Here is a 16,310-nt window from a genome sequence, read left to right on the forward strand (position 1 = left end):
CCGGTTCGAGGAGTTGCTCACCGACCTGCTGGAGATCAGCCGGTTCGACGCCGGCGCGGCGGTGCTGGACGTCGAGCACCGGGACCTGCGCGACGTCGTGACCGCCGTCGTCGACACCGCGGCCCCGCTGGCCGAGAGCAAGGGTGTGTTCCTGTCGGTGGACATGCCGGGGGAGCCGGTCCGCGCCGACATCGACCCGCGCCGCGTCGAGCGCATCCTGCGCAACCTGGTGGTGAACGCCGTCGAGCACGCCGAGGGCAACCCCGTCGAGGTCACGGTGGGCGGCGACGACGAGGCGGTCGCCGTGGTGGTCCGCGACCACGGGATCGGACTGACCCCCGACGAGCTCAACCGGGTCTTCGACCGGTTCTGGCGCGCGGACCCCGCCCGCGCGCGCACCACGGGCGGGACGGGGCTGGGCCTGGCCATCTCGCAGGAGGACGCCCGGCTGCACGCCGGCCGGTTGCAGGCCTGGGGCAGCCCCGGCGCGGGGGCCAGCTTCCGCCTCACGCTGCCGCGCCGGGCCGGCATCCGGCTGACCGGGTCGCCGCTGCCCCTCGAGGGACCCGACCGCTCGGGCGAGCGGCCGCTGGAGACGGGGCAGGTCCCGGTGGTCAACCCGCCGACCGGACCGACGCCGACGGCGATCCCCGACCTCTCGGCGAGCCACGAGGAGACCCCATGACCGTGCACCGGACACCACGAAGGGCCGCGGCCGCACTGGCGGGCCTCGTCGCGACGGCGCTCGCCCTCGTCGGCTGCGCGTCGATGCCGACCTCGGGCGACGTCATGCAGGGCGAGGTCCGGGTCGACACCCCGGTCGACGTCGGTTTCAACGTGCAGGGGCCGTCACCGGGCGCGGACCCGCAGCAGATCGTCCAGGACTTCGTCTCCGTGGCGCAGTTCGGCCCGGCCTCGGCCAACACGTTCGCCGTCGCGCGGGAGTACCTGACGCCCGTCGCCTGGTCGCAGTGGAACCACAGCGCACCGGTGCTGGTGCTCACGGAGTACCCCGACTGGACCGTCGAGGAGTACGACGACGCCTCGGCGACGACCTCGGTCCACGGCGAGGCGCTGGTCGCCGCCAGCATCGACGAGACCGGCGCGTACACCGAGCTGCCCGAACCGAGCGCTGTCGACCTCTCCTACGACCTGTCCCGCGGCACCGACGGCGAGTGGCGCATCACCGGGCTCGAGGACGGCCTGCTGGTGCTGGCCAACTTCCTCGCGGAGGCGTTCCACCGCACGACCCTGTACTACCCGACGCCGGACCGCCGCTGGTGGGTGCCGGACGTGCGCTGGTACCCCGAGCAGTCCTGGCGCACGGCCGCGACCCAGGAGATCCTCGCCGGTCCTCCCGAACCGCTGCAGCAGTCCGTGGTGTCCGTGGTGCCGGAGGGCACGACGCTGGCGATCGACTCGGTGAGCGTCGACGACCGGGGCGTCATCGACGTGTCGGTCACCTCGGCGATCTCCGCCGCGCCCGCCGAGGACCGGTCGTTGCTCGTGGCCCAGCTGGAGGAGACCCTGCGGGAGGGCGACGGGCGCAGCGTCGAGCTCTCGGACGGCAACAACCCGCTCGCCGTCCAGGCGAGCGACGCCCCGTCCCGGCCCGTCACGATCGGCGACGCCCTCGCCGTCGTCGACCGGGGCGACGAGGGACCACAGCTGCGCAGGGTGTCCGGCACCGAGCTGGTCGAGCTCACCGAGCCGCCGGTCACCGCCGGCCTCGACCTGACGGCGGTCGGCGCGGGCCCAGGGGACCTCCCCGTCGTCGTGCGGGACGGCGACGACCGTCTCCTGCGGGTGGCCGCCGACGCCGAGCCCGTCCAGCTGCTGCGCGGCGAGGGCGTCCTGCCACCGTCCGTCGACCGTTTCGGGACCGTGTGGACGGCCGTCGACGGCGAGCTGTGGGTGGTGTGGGAGGCCGGTGCCTCATCCCGCCTGGACGTCGAGTGGCTGGTGGACCGCCGGGTGCGCTCCGTGCGGGTCTCGCCCGAGGGCGCACGTGTCGTGCTGGTCGTCCAGGGGCCGGAGGGCCGGGAGGTGTGGGCCGCGGCGATCCAGCGCGACGCCGAGGACGTCCCGACGGGGCTGTCCACGCCGTGGCGGATCGGCGCACCCGTGCCCTCGGTCTCCGCGGCGGACTGGTCCGACGAGACCACCGTCGTGCTGCTCGGACGTGCCCCGGACGGGAGCCAGGTGCTCTCGCTCGCCGGCATCGGGGGACTCGCGGGCACCGCCGACGCCGGGGCACGCGAGCTGGTGACCCCGGGCGAACCCGTCCACGTGGCCTCCGCGGTCGGGGCCAGCCCGATGCTGGTCCTCGATACCGGCGGTGTGCTGCAGACGCGTCAGAGCTCGGCGCTGTGGCCCTCGGTGTCCGGCGACGTGGTCGCGGTCGCGTACCCGGGCTGAGGCCGCCCTCCGGTCACCCCCAGGAGCCGGGAGTCCGCGGGGGCGCCGCTGCGCGCCCCGACGCCGCGTGGCGGGGCCGTCGTGGGTGGCATCGTCCGCCGGGTGCTCACCGCCCTCGCCCGCCTGGTCGTCCCCGTCGCCTGCCCCGGCTGCGGCAGACAGGACGTGCGCTGGTGCGACCCGTGCGCCCGCACGGCCGTGGGGGGCGCTCCGTGGCGCGCCGAGGGCGGAGCTCCCCGGCTCGACCGGTGTGACGGCCGCGCTCCGCTGCCGGTCTGGGCGCTCGCGGACGGCACCGACGACGTCCGGGCGATCGTGGTGGCGTGGAAGGACCACGGCCGGGCCGATCTCGACGGGCTGTTCCGGCCGGCCCTGACGCGGGCGGCCGCGCGCACCGCCCCGCGGCTCGCCGCCGTCGCCACGGGTGCTCCCCTCGCCGTGGTGCCGGTGCCCTCGTCGCCAGGGGCTCGGTGGCGTCGGGGACGGGAACCGGTGCGGTCCCTCGCCGCGGCGGTCGCCCGGGGGCTGACCGTCGGCGGTGTGCGTGCGGTGCCGGTCGCCGCGCTGCGTCGCCGCCCGTCCCGCGACCAGGTCGGACTCGGCGCGCGGGAGCGCGGGCGGAACCTCGCGTCCGCCCTGGTGCTGCGCGAGCGGCCCTCACGAGCGATCCGGCGGTGCGTCCTCGTGGACGACGTGCTCACCACGGGCGCGACGCTCGCCGCGGCCGAGGAGGTTCTCGAGCGGGCCGGCCGGGCCGTCGTCGGCGCGTTCGTGCTGGCGGCGACACCGCCGCCCGGAAGCTCCGACCGACGTGCGACGACGGATCCTCGCCAGCAGTTCACCCTCGGGTCACCTTGGGGTTAATGTGAGAACCCGACGACGCCCCACCGCACCAGCGGGACGGACGTCGCATCGCACGAGCGGACCGGGCAGCGGCCCGGCACCCGGGAGGTGGTGCCCACCCGGCACCGGCAACGGTGCCCAGACAGCCCGATCCGGCCGGCCGTGCGAGGCGCGGCGGCCATCTGATGAAGTGGAGCGACACGATGGAGATCGCCGTCGTCGGCAGGCACACGGACGTGACGGACAAGTTCCGGGAGCACGTCCAGGACAAGCTCACCAAGGTCACCCAGCTCTCGCCGAACACGCGCCGTGTGGACGTCGAGGTCACGCACGAGAACAACCCCCGGCTGTCGGACGTCAGCGAACGGGTCGAGCTCACGGTGCGGTCGAAGGGGCCCATCATCCGCGCGGAGGCGGCGGCGGACGACAGGTTCGCCGCCCTGGACCTCGCGATGGAGAAGCTCAGTGAGCGTCTGCGGCGTTCTCGCGACCGGCACAAGAAGGACCACCGCCGCCGCGGCGCGGAGGACGCGCGGCCGTTCGCCGACCCGAGCACCGTCGACGAGGTGCTGGCCGAGCGCTCCGAGCCCGAGCCCGCCGTCCTGGAGACGCCCGGTGACTCCGTCGAGCACCAGCTGGGCGACTCGCCGGTCGTGATCCGTCAGAAGCTGCACCACGGGGAGCCGATGACGGTGGACGACGCCGTCGAGCGGATGGAGCTCGTCGGCCACGACTTCTTCCTCTTCATCGACAAGGAGTCCGCGCGGCCCGCGGCGGTCTACCGGCGCCGGGGGTGGTCGTACGGCGTGATCGAGCTGGACACCACCTGCGCGGCGGCCGCACCGGTCACCCAGCTCACCTGAGGTACCGGTCGGGACCGACGGGGCCCCGGGCACGAGGACGATCGTGCCCGGGGCCCCGTCGCGTCCCCGCATCTCGACGGGTCCCGCGGCGCGGGACGCTCCGCGGCGGGTCACCGCCGCTTCTCGCGGGTCTGGTCGAGTCAGGACGGATTCCCCCGGGTCAGGATGGATCCTGGCGGGTCGGCACGGCGCGGCGTGTGCCTGTCGGGGTCGACGGGCAGGATGACGACCGTGGAGACGATGTCCAACGCACAGGCGCGCCGGGTCGCGTTGCGCGCCCAGGCGCTGGACCGGCCGCGCCGGGACGCGCCGGTGACCATGCGCCGGCTGACCGCCACCGTCGACCGGCTCAACCTGCTCCAGATCGACTCGGTGAACGTGCTCGCCCGCGCACACCTGATGCCGCTGTACTCCCGGCTCGGGCCGTACGACACCGGCCTGCTCGACCGGGCGAGCGGACGCTCACCGCGGCGGCTGGTCGAGACCTGGGCCCACGAGGCGTCGTACGTCCCGGTCGGCACGTATCCGTTGCTGGCGTGGCGGCGCCGGGCGGCGCAGCAGGAGGCCTGGGGCGTCATCGCCGCGACCGCGCACGCCCACCCGGTCGAGCTCGACCTGGTGCGGTCGCTCGTCACCCAGCTCGGGCCCGTCACCGCGGGTCGGATCCACGCCGAGCTCGAGTCCGCCGGACGGGCGGGGTCCCGGCCCCGGGAGGACTGGGGCTGGAACTGGTCCGTGGCGAAGCGCTGCCTGGAGTACATGTTCTTCACCGGTGAGGTGCTCTCGGCCCGGCGCACCGAGTCCTTCGAACGCTGCTACGACCTGGCCGAGCGGGTGCTCCCGCCGGCGGTGCGGAACGCCCCGCCCGTCCCCGACGACGTCGCCGTGCGTCGCCTGCTGGAGCTGGGCGCGCGGGCGCACGGTGTCGGCACCGCCCGGTGCTTCCGCGACTACTTCCGGCTGCGGGGACCGGCCGCCGCCCGGGCGCTGACGGAGCTGGTCGACGACGGGACCCTCGTGCCCGTCGACGTGCAGGGTTGGAGCGAGCCCACCTACCGCCACCGTGACGCCGTCGTCCCGCGCCGCGCCGACGGTGCGGCGCTGCTGAGCCCGTTCGACCCGCTGGTCTGGGAGCGGCGTCGCCTGCAGTCCCTCTTCGACGTCTTCTACCGGATCGAGATCTACACCCCGGCGCACCGACGACGACTGGGCTACTACGTCCTGCCGTTCCTCGAGGGAGACCGGATCTCGGCGATGGTGGACCTCAAGGCCGACCGGGGCGGGCGGGTGCTGCGCGTGGCGGCCAGCCACCGCACGGGCGGCACGGGAGCCGACACCCCTGGCCGGCTCGCCGACGAGCTGTGGACGCTCGCCGGGTGGTCGGGTCTCGACGACGTCGTCGTCGAGCCGCCCGGCGACCTGTCCGACGCGCTGCGGGCGACGATCCGGGGCGCGACGCCGGACTGACGACCCACGGGGCCGCCACGGACCGTAGGATCGGCGGCTACAGGGGAGGAGGTGCCCGTGGAGACGCTCGCTCTCTACCTCGGCGTGGCGTTCGTGGGTGGTGTCGTCGCCACCCTCGTGCGGCTGCCTCCCCTGGTCGGCTTCCTCGCGGCCGGCTTCGCCCTCGGCGCGGCAGGTGCCCCGGAGCTGCCCGGTCTCGGCACGATCGCCGAGGTCGGTGTGGCGTTGCTGCTGTTCACCATCGGTCTGAAGCTGGACGTGCGCTCGCTGGTCCGCCCGGAGATCTGGCTGACCACGGTCAGCCACATGGTGTTCTCGGTGGCCCTCGGCATCGGGTTCCTGGGTGTGCTCGCCGCGGCGGGGATGGCGCTCGTCGCCGGCGACGGGTTCGGCACGATCGCGCTCATCGGGCTCGCACTGTCCTTCAGCTCGACGGTCTTCGTGGTCAAGGTGCTCGAGGACCGGTCGGACGCGACGAGCCTGTACGGACGGATCGCCGTGGGCATCCTGGTCATCCAGGACGTCGTCGCCGTGACGTTCCTGGCCATCGCCGAGGGGCGCCCGCCCAGCCCGTGGGCGGTGGCCCTGCTGCTGTTCATCCCCGGGCGCCGGGTGCTGCACGCGGTGTGGTCGCGTGTCGGCCACGGCGAGCTCCAGGCCATCTTCGGCGTCGCGGTGGCGCTGGGGCCGGGGTTCTACCTCTTCGAGCACCTCGGGCTGTCCGGGGACGTCGGCGCGCTGGTGATGGGGGCGCTCCTCGCCTCCCACCCGAGCGCCGGCGAGATGTCACGGTCGCTGATGACGTTCAAGGACGTCATGCTCGTCGCGTTCTTCCTCGAGATCGGGCTGCACGGGACGCCGGAGCCGCAGCACGTCGGCCTGGCGCTCCTGCTGCTGCTGATGCTGCCGCTGCAGGCCGCCGGGTACGCCGTGCTGCTGTGGATGGCGCGGCTCCGTCGTCGCACGTCGTTCCTGACCGGCCTCGTGCTCGGGAACTACTCCGAGTTCGGCATCATCGTGGTCGCCGTCGGCGTCGAGGTGGGCATGGTCGACGACGACTGGCTCGTCGTCATCTCGTTGGCGGTCGCCGCGAGCTTCGCGCTCTCCGCGGCGGTGAACCGCCGGGGCGTCGAGATCGCCTCCTGGCTCACCCGGTTCCTGCCGCCGAAGGACCCGTCCCGGCTGCACATGGACGACCGCGTCGTGGACATCGGCGACGTCGACGCCCTCGTCATGGGGCTGGGCCGCGTCGGCTCGACCACCTGCGCCCGCCTGCGGGACGAGTACGGCCTGCGCGTCGTCGGGGTCGAGCACGACCTCAAACGCGTCACGGCGCTGCAGGGCGACGGTTTCGAGGTGGTCCGCGCCGATGCCACCGACGTCGAGTTCTGGGCCCGTGTCAAACGGGCCGGGCACGTCCGCCTCGCCGTGCTGGCCATGCCGTTCCACAACGCCAACCTCATCGCCCTCTCGCGGCTGCAGGAGGCCGGTTTCGAGGGGTACGTCGCCGCGATCGCCCGGTACGACGACGACGTCGCGGAGCTGCGGCGCCACGGGGCGCACGCGGTGTTCCACATCTACGGGGCCGCCGGTGCCGAGCTCGCCGACCGGGCGGCCGAGGTGCTCTCGACGGGACGCTGAGGCCTCCGGCGCCGGGGCGGGTCGTTCGTCGGTCGCGAACCCGGCCCACCGGGGCCGTCAGACCGAATAGGATGGCAGGCGGTGCGACGGGCGACGAGGGCGACGCCAGCAGATCCCGTCGGCACCACCGAACGGGCTCGGGGCCACCCGGGCACCACCGACCCGGGAGTACTGCGTGCCTGCGATCCTCGAGAAGATCCTCCGCTTCGGCGAGGGGCGGACCCTCAAGAAGCTGACCGGCCTCGCCGAGCAGGTGAACCGGCTCGAGTCCAGCTTCGTCGAGCTGAGCGACACCGAGCTGCAGGAGGAGACGCAGCGGTTCAAGGACCGCCTGGAGCACGGCGCCACGCTCGACGAGCTGCTCCCGGAGGCGTTCGCCACGGTCCGTGAGGCCGCGCGCAGGACCCTCGGCCAGCGCCACTTCGACGTGCAGCTCATCGGTGGTGCTGCCCTGCACGAGGGCAACATCGCCGAGATGAAGACCGGTGAGGGCAAGACGCTGGTCGCCACCACCGCCGCGTACCTCAACGCCCTGACGGGCAAGGGCGTGCACGTCATCACCACCAACGACTTCCTGGCGAAGTACCAGGGCGAGCTGATGGGCCGTGTCTACCGGTTCCTCGGCATGACCACGGGCATCATCGTCTCCGGCCAGAACCCGGACGAGCGCCGGCGCCAGTACGCCGCGGACATCACCTACGGCACGAACAACGAGTTCGGCTTCGACTACCTGCGCGACAACATGGCCTGGTCGCCGGACGACCTGGTCCAGCGCGGTCACCACTTCGCGATCGTCGACGAGGTCGACTCCATCCTCATCGACGAGGCGCGGACCCCGCTGATCATCTCCGGTCCCTCGTCCGGCGACGCGAACCGCTGGTACGTCGAGTTCGCGAAGGTCGTCAAGCGACTGACGCGCGAGACCGACTACGAGGTCGACGAGAAGAAGCGCACGGTCGGCATCCTCGAGCCGGGGATCGAGAAGATCGAGGACTACCTCGGCATCGACAACCTGTACGAGTCGCTGAACACCCCGCTGATCGGTTTCGTCAACAACGCCATCAAGGCGAAGGAGCTGTTCAAGCGCGACAAGGACTACGTCGTGCTCAACGGCGAGGTGATGATCGTCGACGAGCACACCGGCCGCATCCTCGCGGGTCGCCGGTACAACGAGGGCATGCACCAGGCCATCGAGGCCAAGGAGGGCGTGCAGATCAAGGCGGAGAACCAGACGCTCGCCACGATCACCCTGCAGAACTACTTCCGGCAGTACGAGAAGGTCGCCGGCATGACCGGTACGGCCGAGACGGAGGCCGCCGAGTTCCAGGGCACCTACCAGCTCGGCGTCGTCCCGATCCCGACGAACAAGCCGATGATCCGCATCGACCAGCCCGACCTCGTGTACAAGGCCGAGGAGGGCAAGTTCAACGCGGTCGTGGACGACATCGTCGAGCGGCACGCCAAGGGCCAGCCGGTGCTGGTCGGCACGACGAGCGTCGAGAAGTCCGAGCTGCTCTCGACGCTCCTGCAGCGCGCCGGCGTCCCGCACGCCGTGCTGAACGCGAAGGAGCACGACCGCGAGGCCGCCGTCGTCGCCCAGGCCGGGCGCAAGGGCGCCGTCACGGTGGCGACGAACATGGCCGGTCGAGGCACCGACATCATGCTCGGCGGCAACGCCGAGTTCATCGCGGTGGCCGAGATGGCCGAGCGCGGTTTCGACGCCGCCGAGGACCCCGAGGCCTACGAGGCCGCGTGGCCCGAGGTGCTCGCCAAGGCCGAGGAGTCGGTGGCCTCGGAGCACAACGAGGTCGTCGAGCTCGGCGGGCTGTACGTGCTCGGGACCGAGCGCCACGAGTCGCGACGGATCGACAACCAGCTGCGCGGTCGTTCCGGCCGTCAGGGCGACCCCGGCGAGTCGCGGTTCTACCTGTCGATGCAGGACGACCTGATGCGGCTGTTCAACTCCGGTCTCGCCGAGTCGATGATGGGCCGGGCCGGCTTCCCGGACGACATGCCGCTCGAGTCGAAGATGGTCACCCGCGGGATCCAGAGCGCCCAGTCGCAGGTCGAGTCCCGCAACTTCGAGATCCGCAAGAACGTCCTCAAGTACGACGACGTCCTGGCCCGCCAGCGCACCGTGATCTACGACGAGCGCCGCCGCGTCCTGGAGGGGGAGGACCTGCACGAGCAGGTCCAGCACTTCCTCACCGACGTCGTGACGGCCTACGTCGAGGGTGCCGCCGACGACGGCAACGCCGAGGGCTGGGACCTGGACTCGCTGTGGACCGCCCTGAAGTCCGTCTTCCCGGTGTCGATCACCGTGGAGGACGTCGTCGCCGAGGCGGGCGGGCGCGACCGTCTGACCAAGGAGATGCTGCTCGAGGAGCTGCTGTCCGACGCCCGTGTCGCCTACGCGGCGCGCGAGGAGTCCCTGGGCTCGCCCGCGATGCGCCAGCTCGAGCGTCGGGTCGTGCTGTCGGTGCTGGACCGCAAGTGGCGTGAGCACCTCTACGAGATGGACTACCTCAAGGAGGGCATCGGGCTGCGCGCGATGGCCCAGCGCGACCCCCTCATCGAGTACCAGCGCGAGGGCTACCAGCTCTTCCAGGCCATGACCGAGGCCATCAAGGAGGAGTCGGTCGGCTACCTGTTCAACCTCGAGGTGCAGGTGAAGCAGCCCGGCGAGGACGCGCCCGCCGGTGCGGGGCCGCAGGTCTCGGTCCAGTCCGCGGCGGCCACGGCCGGTTCCTCGGCCGCTCAGGGCCTGGCGGCCGGCGCGGCCTCGGTCGCGGGTGCCGACGCCGTCGAGGACGCCCCGACGGAGGAGGACGCCGCTCCCACGGAGCAGGAGATCCCGGCGGCCTTCGGCGGTTCCGAGGAGCCGACCCTCGTGGCGAAGGGTCTCGAGACCCCGCAGCGGCCGCAGAACCTGCAGTACTCGGCGCCCAGCGAGGACGGGTCCACCACCCGGACCGGGGACACCCGGGCCGCCCGTCGCGCGCTGCACGGCGAGGCGACCGCGGCGAACGCCGACGGGCGCACCTTCCCGGGGACCCCGCGCAACGCCCAGTGCCCGTGCGGGTCCGGCAAGAAGTACAAGGTGTGCCACGGCGCCAACGAGTGATCGGGCGTCCGTTCCCGGACGTCCTCACCCCAGCTCGAGCACGGTGACCCGCCAGGTTCCTCGGTGCACCTCGAGCCGGGCCGCCGCGGCGCGGACGCGCCCGGAGTCCTCGAGCACGACGGTGGCCTCCGCCGTCCCGGGGCCGAGCCGGACGGTGCGCACCCGACGGACGGTGACGGGGCGGGCCGGGCGGGCGGTCGCTGCCGCCCGCAGCAGCCGTGCCCGGTGCGCCAGCTGATCGTGGACCTGGGGCGTGACCCATCGCGCCACCTGGGCGGCGGGCCGTTCACCTCGCAGCACCTCGACCGCCGCCCGGACCACGGAGCAGCACAGGGCCGTGGGGTCGCTGGGGTGCGGTCCGTCCACCTGCCCGGACGACGCCTCGGCCAGGGGGCGCCCGGGGACCGGTGTCACCGGTGCGTCCCGGCCGACCCGGACCCGGCGCACGGGCGCGCGCCGTGCCGGTGCCTGCGGTGGCCGGGCGGGTGGCCGGGCGCCAGGGGTCGCCGCGACGCGGAGCCGACGAGCTGACGTGTCGTCCTGCGGGTCGGCGGGACCGGACGTGATGCGCGGAAGGGTCATGAAGGGCTCCGTACGGACGAGGCGGGGTGGGCGGCGTCGAGCAGGGGTTCTCAGGGCGAGCGCAGGACCTGCCCGGGCAGGATCTCGTCGGGGTCGTCACCGATGACGTCACGGTTGGCCGCGTGCCACCGGACGACCTCCGCCAGGACGTCGCCGTCCGAGGCCGCGTCCGGGAGTCCGCGGGACGCGATGTCCCACAGCGTGTCCCCTCGTACGACCACCACCTCGTCGCGGTCGGGCGGTCCGGGCCGCGCCTCGGCGCGGCCGGCGCTGTCGGCGGACCCCGCGGGGACGTCGGTGTCGAGCGGGCTGCTGGTGAGCTCGGCGGTGTGCGTCGTCGCCGGCGCGACCGGGTGTGCCGACGCCGCGGGGTCCGGGGGCGCCGGGTCGGTCGTGGACCGCCAGCCGACGTCGAGCACGACGGGTGCGTCAGCGCCGGGAGCCTCGTCGGCCAGAGCGCCCACCGGCGTGAGAGCCAGACCGGCGCCGACCCCGACGCCGACGGCGCCACGCGCGAGCCGGTGCACGAGCCGCGGGACCCAGGGGCCCAGCGCCGTGTCCAGGACGTGTCGGCCGTCCCGGCGGGCACGAGCGATGCAGGCCAGCGCGATGGCGGCTCCGACGGCCAGCCGGCTCGCGGCGATGGCGCCGACGAGCAGGACGCCGAGCTCGACCCATCGCTCGATGTCGGTGCGGGCGGCCTCCGCCACCCCGCGCGGGACGATCGACTCGGCACGCAGGCCGAGCAGCGCCAGGACGGCGGCACCCCCGAGGGCGCACGCGAGGAGGCCTGCGAGGGAGAGGCCGGGTCGCGGCGCCGGCCGAGGGTGCTGGGTGATCTCGTCTGTCATCTGATCCACTCTGATCATGACGCTTGATGTCTTTTGGTGTCTTCTGGTGGCACTGATCTCACCAGAGTTCGATCGCCGTGTCCAGAGCGGGCATGCTGGTGCGGTCCATCGGACGTGGGAAGGGGGAGGGTGATGACGTCGTCCGACAGGTCTCGCTGGGCGCTGCTCTTCGCGGACCTCGAGGCGCAGCTCGCCGCGGGGGAGGCGGCCGAGCGGGAGGGCGCCGTCGCCGAGCTCACCCGCGCTGAGCAGGCCGCCGTCCGCTGGACCGACCGGTTGCGGGCGACGCGCGGTCCGGTGCGCGTGGAGCTGTCCGACGGAGAGGTCCTCGAGGGGCGGGTCGCCCACCTCGCCGACACCTGGATGCAGCTCGACGCCGGAGGGCCCCGCGGACGCGTGCAGCACGTCGTGCCCGTCGCCGCGGTGGCAGGGATCGTGGGCCTGGGCTCCCAGGCGCTGGCGTCGCAGGCGAGGACGGACCGGCTCGGTCTCGGCACGGCGCTGCGCGCGCTGCAGCGCGACCGCGCCCGGGTGCAGGTGCGGACGACGTCCGGTCAGGTCGTCGGCCGGATCGCCCGGGTGGGCGCGGACCACCTCGACGTCGTGGAGGTCGACCGGGCGCGGCCGGTCGACCGGGTCGTCCCGTTCTCCGCCCTGCTGCGCGTCAGCGAGGCGTGATCACATCTCGCCGGAGGCGATGCGCTCGCGGGTGCGGGTGTACTGCTGCTCGATGTACTCCTCGAGCTTGACCGCCTCGACGCGCCACACCTTCTTCGGGCCGACCTGGATCGCGGGCAGCTCGCCCGAGCGGACGAGCGAGTACGCCTGGGCGGCGGAGATGCTCAGCATCTCCTGGACCTCGGCGAGGGAGAGGAAGCGACCAGCCATGCAGCCATGGTCGCACGGCGCCGTCGGTTGATCTCGCTTGTCCACAGGCGATGGTGGATGGTGGCGCGGTGGCGTCTTCGTCCCGGATGATGGATCTCACCGCATCGTCGCTGGTCGCAGCGCTAGGGTGACGACCGACCGACGGCCCCGCCCGCCGGACGCGACGACGCGACCGGCCGAACCGAAGGACCGATCCGTGAGCAACGACGCCCTGCCCTCTCCCGTCGCGCCCCGCCTGCGCCGGCCCACCTGGCGCGACCCCCGTCTCGTCGTCGGGCTGCTCCTCGTGGCGCTCGCCGTCGCGCTGGGGGCCTGGGTGGTCTCGGGCGCCGACCGCACGGTGCCGGTCTACGTCGCCGCCGGCACGCTCACCCCGGGAGAGCCCGTGGCGGCGGAGGACCTGCGTGTCGTCGACGTCAACCTCGGCGCGGAGACGGCGCGGTACCTGCGGGCGGACGTCGGGCCCCCGACGGACCAGGTCGCCCTGCGCGTCGTCGAGGACGGCGAGCTGGTCGCCGCGGGGGCGCTCGGCCCGGCCGAGCGCGTCGACGTCCGGGCGGTGGCGGTCCCGGTCAGCGCGGGACTGTCCGAGCGGATCCGGGCCGGAGCGCTCGTCGACCTGTGGTTCGTGCCGGACGTCGCGCCGGGGTCGAAGGGCGGCGCCCCGGAGCCGGAGCCGCTGGTGACCGGCGTCGTCGTCGAGCAGGTCGACGTCTCGGACAGCGGTCTCGTCGTGGCCGACGGCGGCACGGTGCACGTGCTCGTCGGCAGCGAGCGCCTGCCGGCCGTGCTGTCGGCCCTCGGCGCCGACGGGTCGATCGCGGTCGTCCCCGTGGCGGGCGCCTGATGGCGGCGCCGATCACCGTGCTGTGCGCGGTGGAGGGGCCGGAGGAACCCGAGGTCGTGGTCGCGCTCGGCGCTCCCGGAGCGGGCACCACGGTGACCCGCCGCTGCGGTGACGTGACCGAGCTGCTCGCCGCGGCCGCGGCCGGAGCCGGGACGGTGGCCGTCGTGACCGCCGACCTCCCGGGCCTCGACCGGGAGGCCGTCGGTCGTCTGCACGCGGCCGGGACCCGCGTCGTCGCCCTCGCGGACGTCGGCGGGGCCGACCGGGCCGAGGCGCTCGGCGTCGACGCCGTCCGCACCGGCCCGCACGACCCGGGTTTCCTCGACGCCGTGCGCGACACCGCACCGATCGACGACCCGCTGGCCACCGGGGAGCTCGACCTGGCGTCGGTCCTCGACGCCGAGGGAAGCTCGCCGGAGCCGGGGCGTCGTGGTGACGTCGTGGCGGTATGGGGTCCGGTCGGCGCCCCCGGTCGCTCGACGACGGCCGTCGAGGTCGCGGCCGAGCTGGCCGGGATCGGCGGGACCCGCGGACGTCGACGGCGGGGCCGGGCCGGTCGCCCCGCCCCTGCGGCGCCCGGGGAGACGACGCTGCTGGTCGACGCCGACACCTACGGCTCGTGCCTCGCCGCCCGGCTGGGCCTGCTCGACGACGCCCCCGGGCTCGCGGCCGCCGCGCGCGCCGCCTCCCGGGGCGGCCTGGGCCTGACGACGCTCGCCCGCCACGCACCCGTGGTCAAGGGACGGCTCCGCGTCCTGACGGGCATCACGCGGGCCTCCCGGTGGCCCGAGCTGCCGGCCAGCGCCCTCGAGGTCGTCCTCGACCGGGCGCGCGACCTGGCGCGCTGGACCGTCGTCGACTGCGGGCCGCTCGTGGAGGCCGACGAGCTGCTCATGTACGACACCCACGCCCCGCAGCGCAACGGCGCGACCCTCGCCGCCCTGGAGGCGGCTGACGTCGTGGTCGTCGTCGGTGCCGCCGACCCCGTCGGCATCCACCGTCTGGTGCGTGCCCTGGAGGACCTGGCCGACGTCCCGGTCCCGGTGGCCGGTCGACGGCTCGTGGTCGCGAACCGCGTGCGCTCGACGGCGGTGGGCCCTGACCCGGCCGGGGCCGTGGCGGCGGCGCTGGCCCGCTACGCCGGGGTGGACGACGTGCACCCGGTGCCCGACGACGCTGCTGCGTGCGACGCCGCAGTGCTCGCCGGCCGTAGCCTGGCCGAGCACGCACCCTCGTCGTCCGCCCGGGACGGCTTCGCGGAGCTGGCGGGCCGGGTCCGCGCGCTGGTGGCGTGAGCGGCGTCGGGCAGACTGTCCCCATGCGCATCTACGTGCCCGCGACCCTGGACGAGCTGGACACCGCCGTGGTCGGGAGCGTGACCCGCTGGCCCGTCGGGCCGCGCGGTGCGCACGCCGTCACGCGGGCGCTCGCCGGTGAGCTCTCCGACGCCGACGACGAGGGGCGCGAGTACGCGGCGTTCCTCGCAGCCGCCGACGACTCCCTGTCGCTCGTCGCGGGCCGTCCTGGCGTGCCGCCCGTGCGGGTCGTGGTCTCGGTGGACGTCGAGCAGGACGTCGTGGGCGTCGACCCCGAGGGCGCCTCGGCCTCGTCGGTGCAGCTGCTGCGCGACGTCCCGGACGTCCCGCTGGCCGCCGTGCACGTCGACGAACCCACCGCGGCCGACGACGTCCGGGCCGTGCTGACGGCGATCGACGCCGACGACGACGAGGCGCTCGCCGAGGCGGTCCAGCGCGTCACCGACCGGGACCTGCTCTGGTACGACCCGAGCGAGATCGGCCAGATCCCGCGTCCCTGAGACCGCACCGTCCGCTGTGGGCATGAAATCTGCAGCCCTCGGGTACCCAGGGGCTGCAGATTTCATGCCCACAGCACGGGAGGTCAGCCGAGGTAGACGAGCGCCTTGTCGTGCAGCAGCCCGTTGGTGGCCAGCGCGTTGCCGCCCCAGGGGCCGTCCGACCCGTCCAGCGAGGTGAACCGCCCGCCGGCCTCGACGACGATCGGGACCAGCGCCGCCATGTCGTACAGCTCGAGCTCCGGCTCGGCGGCGATGTCCGCCGCGCCCTCCGCGACGAGCATGTACGACCAGAAGTCGCCGTACCCACGGGTTCGCCAGCACTCGCGGGTCAGGTCGAGGAACCCGTTGAGCTTGTCGCGCTCCTCCCAGCCGTCCAGGGAGGAGTAGGCGAACGAGGCGTCGTCCAGCGACGAGACGCCGGACACGCGCATGCGGGTGGCGGCGGCGATCGACTTGCCGGTCCAGGCGCCGGAACCCTTGGCGGCCCACCAGCGGCGGCCGAGCGCCGGGGCGGAGACGAGGCCCATGACGACCTCGTCGCCCTCGGCCAGCGCGATGAGCGTCGCCCACACAGGCACACCCCGGACGAAGTTCTTGGTGCCGTCGATGGGGTCGATGATCCACCGGCGGGACCCGCTGCCGGCCTCTTCGCCGAACTCCTCGCCGACGATGGCGTCACGCGTGCGCGCGCGGGCCAGCTGGGCGCGGATGAACTCCTCCGCGCCGCGGTCCGCGTCGGACACCGGGGTCTGGTCCGGCTTGGTCTCGACGTGCAGATCGACCGCGCGGAACCGGGACATCGTCATCGAGTCGACCTGGTCGGCGATCACGTGGGCCAGGCGCAGGTCGTCCTCGTACGTGCGCCCGTGCCCCCGGGGACTGGGTGTCTGCTGGAAGGTGGCCACCCTCACACGGTAGCGGTCCGGGAGGTCGGCAGACGGCGGAACGACGCCAGGCGAGATGCGCGTGT

At 73.9% G+C, this 16,310-nt stretch carries 15 protein-coding genes; 11 read left to right on the forward strand and 4 right to left on the reverse strand.

Features of this window, described 5'->3' with window-relative positions; translation table 11 throughout:
* The 7 genes from Q6347_RS08720 to secA form a co-directional block, all read left to right on the forward strand.
* The coding region (locus Q6347_RS08720; RefSeq protein WP_304607164.1) for a HAMP domain-containing sensor histidine kinase at positions 1-685 on the forward strand (685 nt) is incomplete at its 5' end.
* On the forward strand, positions 682-2,418 hold the full coding sequence (locus Q6347_RS08725; protein WP_304607165.1) for an LpqB family beta-propeller domain-containing protein: 1,737 nt from the start codon (positions 682-684) through the stop codon (positions 2,416-2,418). The genes Q6347_RS08720 and Q6347_RS08725, both read left to right, overlap by 4 nt.
* Before the next feature lie 81 nt (positions 2,419-2,499).
* Positions 2,500-3,282, forward strand: coding sequence for a ComF family protein (locus tag Q6347_RS08730; RefSeq protein ID WP_304607166.1), 783 nt, complete (start codon positions 2,500-2,502; stop codon positions 3,280-3,282).
* Positions 3,283-3,464: 182 nt separating this feature from the next.
* The gene (hpf, locus tag Q6347_RS08735; RefSeq protein WP_171247416.1) at positions 3,465-4,124 is read left to right on the forward strand and encodes a ribosome hibernation-promoting factor, HPF/YfiA family; all 660 of its coding nucleotides are present in this window, start codon (positions 3,465-3,467) and stop codon (positions 4,122-4,124) included.
* A gap of 240 nt (positions 4,125-4,364) precedes the next feature.
* On the forward strand, positions 4,365-5,591 hold the full coding sequence (locus Q6347_RS08740; RefSeq protein WP_304603349.1) for a winged helix-turn-helix domain-containing protein: 1,227 nt from the start codon (positions 4,365-4,367) through the stop codon (positions 5,589-5,591).
* Positions 5,592-5,648: 57 nt separating this feature from the next.
* Positions 5,649-7,232 carry a cation:proton antiporter family protein gene (locus Q6347_RS08745; RefSeq protein ID WP_304603350.1) on the forward strand — a complete coding sequence of 528 codons (1,584 nt, stop codon included), beginning with the start codon at positions 5,649-5,651 and terminating at the stop codon, positions 7,230-7,232.
* A 175-nt stretch (positions 7,233-7,407) separates the two neighbouring features.
* On the forward strand, positions 7,408-10,356 hold the full coding sequence (gene secA, locus Q6347_RS08750; protein WP_304603351.1) for a preprotein translocase subunit SecA: 2,949 nt from the start codon (positions 7,408-7,410) through the stop codon (positions 10,354-10,356).
* A 24-nt stretch (positions 10,357-10,380) separates the two neighbouring features.
* Here secA and Q6347_RS08755 read toward each other — a convergent pair whose 3' ends face one another.
* Positions 10,381-10,938 (reverse strand): Rv3235 family protein, encoded by a 558-nt coding sequence (locus tag Q6347_RS08755; protein WP_304603352.1) that lies wholly within the window; start codon positions 10,936-10,938, stop codon positions 10,381-10,383.
* Positions 10,939-10,988: 50 nt separating this feature from the next.
* Positions 10,989-11,789 (reverse strand): LysM peptidoglycan-binding domain-containing protein, encoded by an 801-nt coding sequence (locus tag Q6347_RS08760; RefSeq protein WP_304603353.1) that lies wholly within the window; start codon positions 11,787-11,789, stop codon positions 10,989-10,991.
* 132 nt (positions 11,790-11,921) lie between these two features.
* Between Q6347_RS08760 and Q6347_RS08765 the strand changes: the two genes are divergently transcribed.
* On the forward strand, positions 11,922-12,467 hold the full coding sequence (locus tag Q6347_RS08765) for a hypothetical protein (RefSeq protein WP_304603354.1): 546 nt from the start codon (positions 11,922-11,924) through the stop codon (positions 12,465-12,467).
* Here the strand turns inward: Q6347_RS08765 and Q6347_RS08770 are convergent, their stop codons facing one another.
* Positions 12,468-12,677: a helix-turn-helix domain-containing protein gene (locus Q6347_RS08770; protein WP_171247363.1), complete on the reverse strand. Its 210-nt coding sequence runs from the start codon at positions 12,675-12,677 to the stop codon at positions 12,468-12,470.
* A gap of 196 nt (positions 12,678-12,873) precedes the next feature.
* Between Q6347_RS08770 and Q6347_RS08775 the strand changes: the two genes are divergently transcribed.
* Genes Q6347_RS08775 through Q6347_RS08785 form a run of 3 tightly spaced genes read left to right on the forward strand, consistent with a single transcriptional unit; the run spans position 12,874 to position 15,340 of the window.
* Positions 12,874-13,524 (forward strand): hypothetical protein, encoded by a 651-nt coding sequence (locus tag Q6347_RS08775; RefSeq protein WP_304603355.1) that lies wholly within the window; start codon positions 12,874-12,876, stop codon positions 13,522-13,524.
* The gene (locus Q6347_RS08780; protein WP_304607167.1) at positions 13,524-14,819 is read left to right on the forward strand and encodes a hypothetical protein; all 1,296 of its coding nucleotides are present in this window, start codon (positions 13,524-13,526) and stop codon (positions 14,817-14,819) included. The genes Q6347_RS08775 and Q6347_RS08780 overlap by 1 nt, the downstream gene beginning before the upstream one ends.
* Before the next feature lie 23 nt (positions 14,820-14,842).
* A complete protein-coding gene (locus Q6347_RS08785; protein WP_304607168.1) occupies positions 14,843-15,340 on the forward strand; it encodes a hypothetical protein in 498 nt (165 codons plus the stop codon).
* An 83-nt stretch (positions 15,341-15,423) separates the two neighbouring features.
* Here Q6347_RS08785 and hisN read toward each other — a convergent pair whose 3' ends face one another.
* Positions 15,424-16,245 (reverse strand): histidinol-phosphatase, encoded by an 822-nt coding sequence (hisN, locus tag Q6347_RS08790; protein WP_304603358.1) that lies wholly within the window; start codon positions 16,243-16,245, stop codon positions 15,424-15,426.
* Between the last annotated feature and the right edge of the window lie 65 nt (positions 16,246-16,310).

This window comes from Isoptericola sp. b408, assembly GCF_030588085.1.
Lineage (GTDB): Bacteria > Actinomycetota > Actinomycetes > Actinomycetales > Cellulomonadaceae > Isoptericola > Isoptericola sediminis.

What these genes read in the sequence shown, in the direction of transcription:
- Q6347_RS08770 (WP_171247363.1), bottom strand. Translation starts at nt 12,677, where the DNA reads ATGGCTGGTCGCTTCCTCTCCCTCGCCGAGGTCCAGGAGATGCTGAGC.
- Q6347_RS08740 (WP_304603349.1), top strand. Translation starts at nt 4,365, where the DNA reads ATGTCCAACGCACAGGCGCGCCGGGTCGCGTTGCGCGCCCAGGCGCTG.
- Q6347_RS08755 (WP_304603352.1), bottom strand. Translation starts at nt 10,938, where the DNA reads ATGACCCTTCCGCGCATCACGTCCGGTCCCGCCGACCCGCAGGACGAC.
- Q6347_RS08780 (WP_304607167.1), top strand. Translation starts at nt 13,524, where the DNA reads ATGGCGGCGCCGATCACCGTGCTGTGCGCGGTGGAGGGGCCGGAGGAA.
- Q6347_RS08785 (WP_304607168.1), top strand. Translation starts at nt 14,843, where the DNA reads ATGCGCATCTACGTGCCCGCGACCCTGGACGAGCTGGACACCGCCGTG.
- Q6347_RS08725 (WP_304607165.1), top strand. Translation starts at nt 682, where the DNA reads ATGACCGTGCACCGGACACCACGAAGGGCCGCGGCCGCACTGGCGGGC.
- hpf (WP_171247416.1), top strand. Translation starts at nt 3,465, where the DNA reads ATGGAGATCGCCGTCGTCGGCAGGCACACGGACGTGACGGACAAGTTC.
- Q6347_RS08765 (WP_304603354.1), top strand. Translation starts at nt 11,922, where the DNA reads ATGACGTCGTCCGACAGGTCTCGCTGGGCGCTGCTCTTCGCGGACCTC.
- Q6347_RS08760 (WP_304603353.1), bottom strand. Translation starts at nt 11,789, where the DNA reads ATGACAGACGAGATCACCCAGCACCCTCGGCCGGCGCCGCGACCCGGC.